This window comes from Mycobacterium sp., assembly GCF_019243155.1.
GTDB lineage: Bacteria > Actinomycetota > Actinomycetes > Mycobacteriales > Mycobacteriaceae > Mycobacterium.
The window spans coordinates 1-6,572 of the sequence record NZ_JAFAUS010000115.1 but is presented as its reverse complement, the minus strand read 5'-3'; the positions used below and the strand labels follow the sequence as shown (position 1 = coordinate 6,572).

Genomic DNA, 6,572 nt, shown 5'->3' with positions numbered 1-6,572 from the left:
GTGTTGTCCTACACCCACAGCCTGCGCGGTGAGCTGCGCGGCACCGGGGTCACCGCGACCGCGTTGTGCCCCGGGCCGGTGGACACCGGATTCGGCGAAGCCGCCGGTTTCAGCAAGGAAGAAGCCGAGGCCGCCCTGCCCAGGGTCATGTGGATACCCGTCGAGAAGGTGGCGCAGGCCGGATTCGACGGTTTGGCGGCCGGCAAGGCCGTCGTGGTCCCGGGTCGTGTCAACCGGGTCGCTTCGGCGTTGTTCCGGGTCGCACCACCTGAGTTGCTGTTGCCGGTGCTGGCCCGCAGCCACCCGGCCATGAAACGCAAGTAACCGGAAAAACCGCGTCCCGGAATGCGTGCAGGTCGGTAACCTCTCACCCATGCTGTTCGCAGCATTGCGGGACATGCAGTGGCGAAGGCGGCGCCTGGTGATCGCGATCATCAGCACCGGGCTGGTCTTTGCCATGAACCTGATCATGATCGGCTTGGGCAACGGGTTTCGGGTCGAGGCGCAGCGCGCGGTCGACTCGATGGGCGTCGACGCGTTCGTGATCAAGTCCGGCGCCGCGGGACCGCTGCTGGGTGCCACACCATTCGCCGAAGCTGAATTGAGCGAAGTGGCCGCCACCCCGGGCGTCACCGCCGCGGCACCACTGGCCTGCGCGGCGACGACGGTTGTCGAAGGCGCGACGCGGCGAAGCGTCACCGCATTCGGGGCACCCGAGCGCGGGCCGGGTATGCCGCACGTGTCGCAGGGCCGCCCACCGTCGACGCCGGACGAAGTCGCGGTGTCCAGCACGCTGGGCCGCCACGTGGGTGAGGACCTGACGGTCGGCGCGCGCACGCTGCGGATCGTCGGCGTCGTGCCCAACTCCACGGCACTTGCCAAGACGCCCAACATCTTCCTGACCACCGAGGGATTGCAGCGCTTGTCCTACAACGGACAGCCGACGGTCACGTCGATCGCGATCAAGGGCACCCCCGAGCGGGTCCCGGCCGGCTACCAGCTCGCCGACCGGGCGGCCGGTGTCAACGACCTGCTGCGCCCGGAGCACGTCGCCGTGGGGGCGATCACGATCGTGGCCGCGATGATGTCGGTTGTGGCGGTGCTGATCGTCGGCTCGGTGGTGTACCTCTCCGCGCTCGAGCGGTTGCGCGACTTCGCGGTGTTCAAGGCGATCGGCGTGCCGACCCGGTCGATCCTGGCGGGGCTCGCGCTGCAGGCCGTCATCGTCGCGCTGCTCGCGGCATTGCTGGGTGTCGTGTTCGCGGTGCTGCTCGCACCGGTGTTCCCGATGATCGTCGTGGTCCCTGTCGGTGCTTACGTGGCGCTGCCGCTTGCCGCGATCGCGATCGGTCTGCTGGCCAGCCTCGCCGGCTTCCGGCGTGCGGTCGCCGTCGACCCGGCGCTGGCCTTCGGAGGTCCGTGAGCGATGAGCGATCTGAGCATCAAAGACCTTGTCGTTGAATACTCCAGCGGCGGCTACGCGGTCCGCCCGATCAACGGCTTGAACCTCGAAGTGGCGGCCGGCTCACTGGTGATCCTGCTTGGACCCAGCGGCTGCGGGAAGACGACGTTGTTGTCCTGCCTCGGCGGCATTCTGCGGCCCAAGTCCGGGACGGTCGAGTTCGACGGCATCGACGTCACCAAGCTCGAGGGCGGCGCGCTGGCGCACTACCGGCGCGACGAGGTGGGGATCGTGTTTCAGGCGTTCAACCTGGTGCCGAGCCTCACCGCACTGGAGAACGTGATGGTTCCGCTGCGCGCGGCCGGTAACTCGCGTGCGGCCGCACGGCAGCGCGCCGAGGAATTGCTGGCCAGGGTCAATCTCCAAGAGCGAATGAAGCACCGCCCGGGCGACCTGAGCGGCGGGCAACAGCAACGCGTCGCGGTCGCTCGCGCGATCGCGCTGGACCCGATGCTGGTCCTCGCCGACGAGCCGACCGCGCACCTCGACTTCATCCAGGTGGAGGAGGTGCTGCGGCTGATCCGCTCGCTTGCGCAGGGCGATCGCGTGGTGGTGGTCGCCACCCATGACAGCCGGATGCTGCCGTTGGCCGATCGTGTCGTGGAGCTCACGCCGGCGATCTCATCGACGAATCGGCCCCCCGAAACCGTGTACCTGAAGGCCGGCGAGACGTTGTTCGAGCAGTGCACGATGGGCGAGCTGATTTATCTGGTCTCTCACGGCGAACTCGATATCTTGCGCGAATTAGCCGACGGCGGAGAGGAATTGGTCAAGATGGCCAAGCCGGGCGACTACTTCGGGGAAATCGGGGTGCTGTTTCACATGCCGCGTTCGGCGACGGTGCGCGCCCGCACGGACGCGACCGTCATCGGCTATACCGCCCAGGCGTTCCGCGAGCGGCTCGGTGTATCGGGGTTGGGCGAGCTGATCGAGCACCGCGAGCTGGTCGACGACTGACCGGTCACGATTAGGTCTTGGCCCGCACCCACTGGAACGTGCCGAAGCTCTTGACCCGCACACTGGCAAAGCCGTTGTCTTCCAAGATGTCTGCGATTTCGTCGTCGCCGAACACGTGCGCTCCGACGTTCGGAAGCAGCCGCCAGAACTGGGCGAGACGTCCCACGGTCGGGACGGCGATCGCCAGCCGCCCGCCCGGTCGCAGCACCCGCGCTATCTCGGCGAGAGCGGCCGCCGGTTCGGGAACCAGCTGCAGCACGGCGGTCGAGATCACCGCGTCGACGGTGTTGTCGCGCAACGGAAGCCGCTGCGCATCGGCCTTGATGAAACCGACCTGCGGTCCCGCTTCGTTGCGAACGGCGCGCGCCAGCATCGGCTCGGAGATGTCGACACCCAGGGCCAGCCCGTCCGGGCCCGCGGCGCGCGCCAGCGACGCGGTGACGTTGCCCGGTCCCGAGCCGACGTCCAAAGCGGTCCCGCCCGACGGGATGTTCAGCCACTCGATGGGCAACTCCCACACGCTGAGCAGGCGGCGCGAAATCGCCTGGGCGTTGTCGTAGAGCATCGACCCGATCGGTGACGCCCACGCCGCCTGGATTGGGCCGGTGTTCTTCGACAGGTCATCGCGCTCGGCCGCGCCGAGTAGATCGAGATAGCCCTTGCTCACGTCGGGTTCCGCCGGTGGATCGGTGAGGAGGTCCAGCGCTCGGCGCAGCGCGGGAGGCAGCGAGATGTGCACGTCCGTCATCCGTACTCCTTTGGTAAACACCAAGCTGTACACCGGAAATCGAGAGCCCCTTGGCAGGGTACGCCGGGCCGTCGATTGCCTCGACGCGTTGCGATTGTGGGCTTCGTTACCGCCGGACGGCGGCGTGCTCACGCACCAGGGCATACAGCCGCCACATGCCCGGCACACCCTTGAGCGCGGCCTCTCCGCGTTCGCCGAATCGGTGCCGCGACCCGGTGACGATGTCGCGCAGGGTGGAGGAGACCAGGACCTCGCTGGGACTGGCGAGGGCGGCCACCCGCGCGCCGATGTGCACGGCCATGCCCGCCACGTCCTCTTTGGAGGCGCCGCGCACCTCGACCTCGCCCGCGTGAATGCCAACCCGCACCTCGATGCCCAGGACGCGGACCGCGTCGACGATCGCGTCCGCACAGGCGATCGCGGCGCTCGGGCTGCTGAAGGTCGCGACGAATCCGTCTCCGGCAGTGTTGACTTCGCGACCGGCGAAGCGTTGCAGCTCGGTGCGCACGATGGTGTCGTGGTTGTCCAGCAGGTCACGCCAGCGGTGATCGCCGAGCAGGGCGGCATGCTCGGTGGAGCTGACGATGTCGGTGAACACGATCGTGGTGAGTAGACGCTCGGCGTCGGAGACGCCGCGCACGCCGGTGATGAACTCTTCGATCTCGTCGAGCATGGGCGCGGTGTCGCCAACCCAATAGAGTGCGTCTTCGCCGGGCAGCTCGACGAGGCGTGCCCCGGCGACGCGCTCGGCGAGGTAGTGCGCATGCGCGACGGGGCTGAAGTCCGGATTGTCGCGATGCAGGATCAGCGTCGGCACGACGATGCGCTCGAGCCGGTCGCGGACGTCGCCCTCGCGAATCTTCTTGATGAAGGCGCGGGCCATGCTGGGCGACGCGGCACGATTGCCGGCGTGATCCCACCAGGCGCGGAACGCTTCGTCGTTGGCCACCGACGGCGCGATAATGCTGAGGACGTCGAAGCCCTGCTCGACGGCATCCGGTTGCACACCGACGGTCGTGAAGGGATCGGTTGCTTCTATATCGGCCCCGATCGGGTAGTCGGCGGACCGCAGCGTCCTGGCACCGCCGTTGAAGATCACCAGATTGTTCACCCGGTCCGGGAAATCGGCGGCCAGAACGAGTCCGGCCAATGACGTGAAACCCGGGGCGAAAACCGTTGCCCGCTCGCACCCAACCGCGTTCATCACGGCGATCGCATCGTTCGCCCAGGATTCCGGCCCCATCATGTCCAGCGACGGCACCCGCGAGGACAGGCCGATGCCACGCTGGTCGAATCGGATCACCCGGCAGAAGGACGCCAACCGCCGATGAAAGCGGTGCATCGACGGCTCACTGTCGACGCAGTCGATCGGAATTAAGGGGCCCGGCAGCACAATCAGGTCGATCGGGCCATCGCCGAAGACCTGATAGGCGATGTCGATTTCGCCACAACTGGCGTACCGGGTCCGCGGAACCGGCACCACGGATTAAAGGCTAGTGCAGGGGGCCGACATACCCCTAGTGACCGAGAATCGGGACCAGGTACCGGGCGGCGTACTCGCGGACGGCAGCCGGGTCCGATGTGTCGAGCCGGTCGGTGGGAAACACGATGATGCCGAGGGCGACGCGAAGCAGGATGTCGCCGATGTTGGCCAGGTCGGAGTCGGAATTGTCGGCCCCGCAGCGGCGCAGGGTGTAGGCGATTCCGTCGGCGAACTGGCGAATCGGAAACACCTGCGAACGGGAGAACATGCCCAGCAGTTCGGGTTCGCTGTCGGCGATCCGCGAGTACAGCGGCGAATCCTTCACCAGGCGCACCCCGAGCGCGAACGCCTCGATCACGGCATGTTCTGGATCGCAGCCCGTCGTCGCCTTGTCCAGCGTGCTGAAGAAGAGGCCGGCCTCGCGCCGCACCACGTGCGCGAACAGGTCGTCCTTGGTCGGGAATCGGCGGTAGATGGTGCTGCGGCTGACCCCGGCGCGGGCGGCGACGTCTTCGATGTTGGCGCGACGCACGCCGTACGTCTCGAACACGGTTCGCGCGGTGTCCAAGATGGCGCGCTCGACATCGGTGAGCGACTCGGTCGCGATCGCGCCCGTCTCTGACCGCATCGCCTCAACTCCTTCTCGACGGCACCGGAGGAGCGGATGCGCCGCGATCGACCGGTTGCTAAGCTCTGAAACAAAGATACGAGTTTGTATCATTGCTTCGCAAGAAATACGCCCGAAGGAGGGGAGCATGACGGATCAGCTGGCCGATTCGACCGCCGGTTCACGCTTCGACACGGGTGTCCGCGAGGCGCTGCCCATGCCCGTCGACGCGCGCGACGATCAAGCGCGGCTGGGGCCCGAGTCGCTGACGTGGAAGTTCTACGGAGACAACCGCACTCAGTTCTTCGGGTTCCAGCGCACCGCCGGCGTCGAGAACTGCATCGAGCAGCTGGCGCAGGGCGTGCTCGATCACTCGGTGGTGTTCAGCGACACGTTGGGCCGGGCCAAGCGCACGGCGCCGCCGCTGATGAAGACCGTCTACTCCGACGATCCGCACGAGTGGGGTCGCAAGGTGCGCGACTTCCACAAGACGATCAAGGGCACCATCAGCGACGGTTCGCGATATCACGCGCTGAATCCGGAACTGTTCTACTGGGCGCACGCCTCGTTCGTCGATCAGGTCATCTACAACGCCGACATGTTCATCCGTCGGCTCTCCCATGCGGAGAAGGAGCAGATCTTCAACGAGGGCAAGGTCTGGTACACCCTCTACGGGGTCAGCGACCGCGGCCAGCCGCAGACCTACGACGAGTTCGTCGCCTACTGGGACGAGATGCTCGACCGGTTCGTTCCGCACAAGACCGTCCTGTACGGCACCGGCTACATCAGGCAGGGAATTCCGGGCCCACGCTGGATTCCCAAGCCGATCTGGAAGGTGCTGTCCGCACCGCTGAACGCCTACACCCGTCTGGTACTGGTCGGGACGATGCCACCCCAGATGCGCGAGGTCTGCCAGCTACCGTGGGATGCCAAGAAGGAGAAGCGGTTTCAGCAATTCGCCACGGTCACCCGCGCGCTGAACCCGCTGATCAACCGACTGCCTGTCCGGCTGATCTACACGCCATGGGCGGCCGCCGCCTGGCGCCGTGTCGGTGTCGACCCGCGCGGGCTGCACAACCAACCGATGGGCGCAAGGGTCATGCCGCCGCGACGGCTCGGGTGACGTCTCGCAGCCAGACCCGGCTGGGATCGTTGTCCAGGCGTGGGTGCCACACCGAGTAGAACGGCAGCTCCGGCAGCTCCGGCGGCGCCTGAATGATGCTGATGTGCGACGAGTCCGAGAACCGCGGCGATAGCCGCGCAGGGAAGGTCAGCACCAGGTCGGTGCCGGCCAGCATCTCCGGGGCGAAGGCAT

At 67.0% G+C, this 6,572-nt stretch carries 6 protein-coding genes and 2 pseudogenes; 4 read left to right on the top strand and 4 right to left on the bottom strand.

Features of this window, described 5'->3' with window-relative positions; translation table 11 throughout:
* The 3 genes and pseudogenes from JOZ00_RS05750 to JOZ00_RS05740 all read left to right on the top strand — a co-directional run.
* A pseudogene (locus tag JOZ00_RS05750) lies at positions 1–324 on the top strand (SDR family NAD(P)-dependent oxidoreductase); the annotation flags it as partial.
* Between the two features lie 49 nt (positions 325–373).
* On the top strand, positions 374–1,423 hold the full coding sequence (locus JOZ00_RS05745; protein WP_293340965.1) for an ABC transporter permease: 1,050 nt from the start codon (positions 374–376) through the stop codon (positions 1,421–1,423).
* 3 nt (positions 1,424–1,426) lie between these two features.
* The gene (locus tag JOZ00_RS05740; protein ID WP_293340962.1) at positions 1,427–2,419 is read left to right on the top strand and encodes an ATP-binding cassette domain-containing protein; all 993 of its coding nucleotides are present in this window, start codon (positions 1,427–1,429) and stop codon (positions 2,417–2,419) included.
* A gap of 10 nt (positions 2,420–2,429) precedes the next feature.
* Here the strand turns inward: JOZ00_RS05740 and JOZ00_RS05735 are convergent, their stop codons facing one another.
* From JOZ00_RS05735 to JOZ00_RS05725, 3 genes are all read right to left on the bottom strand, one after another.
* Positions 2,430–3,167, bottom strand: a complete 738-nt coding sequence (locus JOZ00_RS05735; protein WP_293340959.1) for a methyltransferase domain-containing protein — start codon at positions 3,165–3,167, stop codon at positions 2,430–2,432.
* Positions 3,168–3,273: 106 nt separating this feature from the next.
* Entirely contained in the window at positions 3,274–4,650 is a 1,377-nt protein-coding gene (locus JOZ00_RS05730) for an adenylate/guanylate cyclase domain-containing protein (RefSeq protein ID WP_293340956.1), read from the bottom strand.
* Between the two features lie 34 nt (positions 4,651–4,684).
* The gene (locus JOZ00_RS05725; RefSeq protein WP_293340953.1) at positions 4,685–5,278 is read right to left on the bottom strand and encodes a TetR/AcrR family transcriptional regulator; all 594 of its coding nucleotides are present in this window, start codon (positions 5,276–5,278) and stop codon (positions 4,685–4,687) included.
* 127 nt (positions 5,279–5,405) lie between these two features.
* Here JOZ00_RS05725 and JOZ00_RS05720 point away from each other — a divergent pair, with 127 nt between their 5' ends.
* On the top strand, positions 5,406–6,380 hold the full coding sequence (locus JOZ00_RS05720; protein WP_293340950.1) for an oxygenase MpaB family protein: 975 nt from the start codon (positions 5,406–5,408) through the stop codon (positions 6,378–6,380).
* Here the strand turns inward: JOZ00_RS05720 and JOZ00_RS05715 are convergent.
* Positions 6,355–6,572, bottom strand: a pseudogene (locus JOZ00_RS05715) (LysR family transcriptional regulator); the annotation flags it as partial. The gene JOZ00_RS05720 and the pseudogene JOZ00_RS05715 overlap by 26 nt on opposite strands.

What these genes read in the sequence shown, in the direction of transcription:
- JOZ00_RS05735 (WP_293340959.1), bottom strand. Translation starts at nt 3,167, where the DNA reads ATGACGGACGTGCACATCTCGCTGCCTCCCGCGCTGCGCCGAGCGCTG.
- JOZ00_RS05720 (WP_293340950.1), top strand. Translation starts at nt 5,406, where the DNA reads ATGACGGATCAGCTGGCCGATTCGACCGCCGGTTCACGCTTCGACACG.
- JOZ00_RS05740 (WP_293340962.1), top strand. Translation starts at nt 1,427, where the DNA reads ATGAGCGATCTGAGCATCAAAGACCTTGTCGTTGAATACTCCAGCGGC.
- JOZ00_RS05725 (WP_293340953.1), bottom strand. Translation starts at nt 5,278, where the DNA reads ATGCGGTCAGAGACGGGCGCGATCGCGACCGAGTCGCTCACCGATGTC.
- JOZ00_RS05745 (WP_293340965.1), top strand. Translation starts at nt 374, where the DNA reads ATGCTGTTCGCAGCATTGCGGGACATGCAGTGGCGAAGGCGGCGCCTG.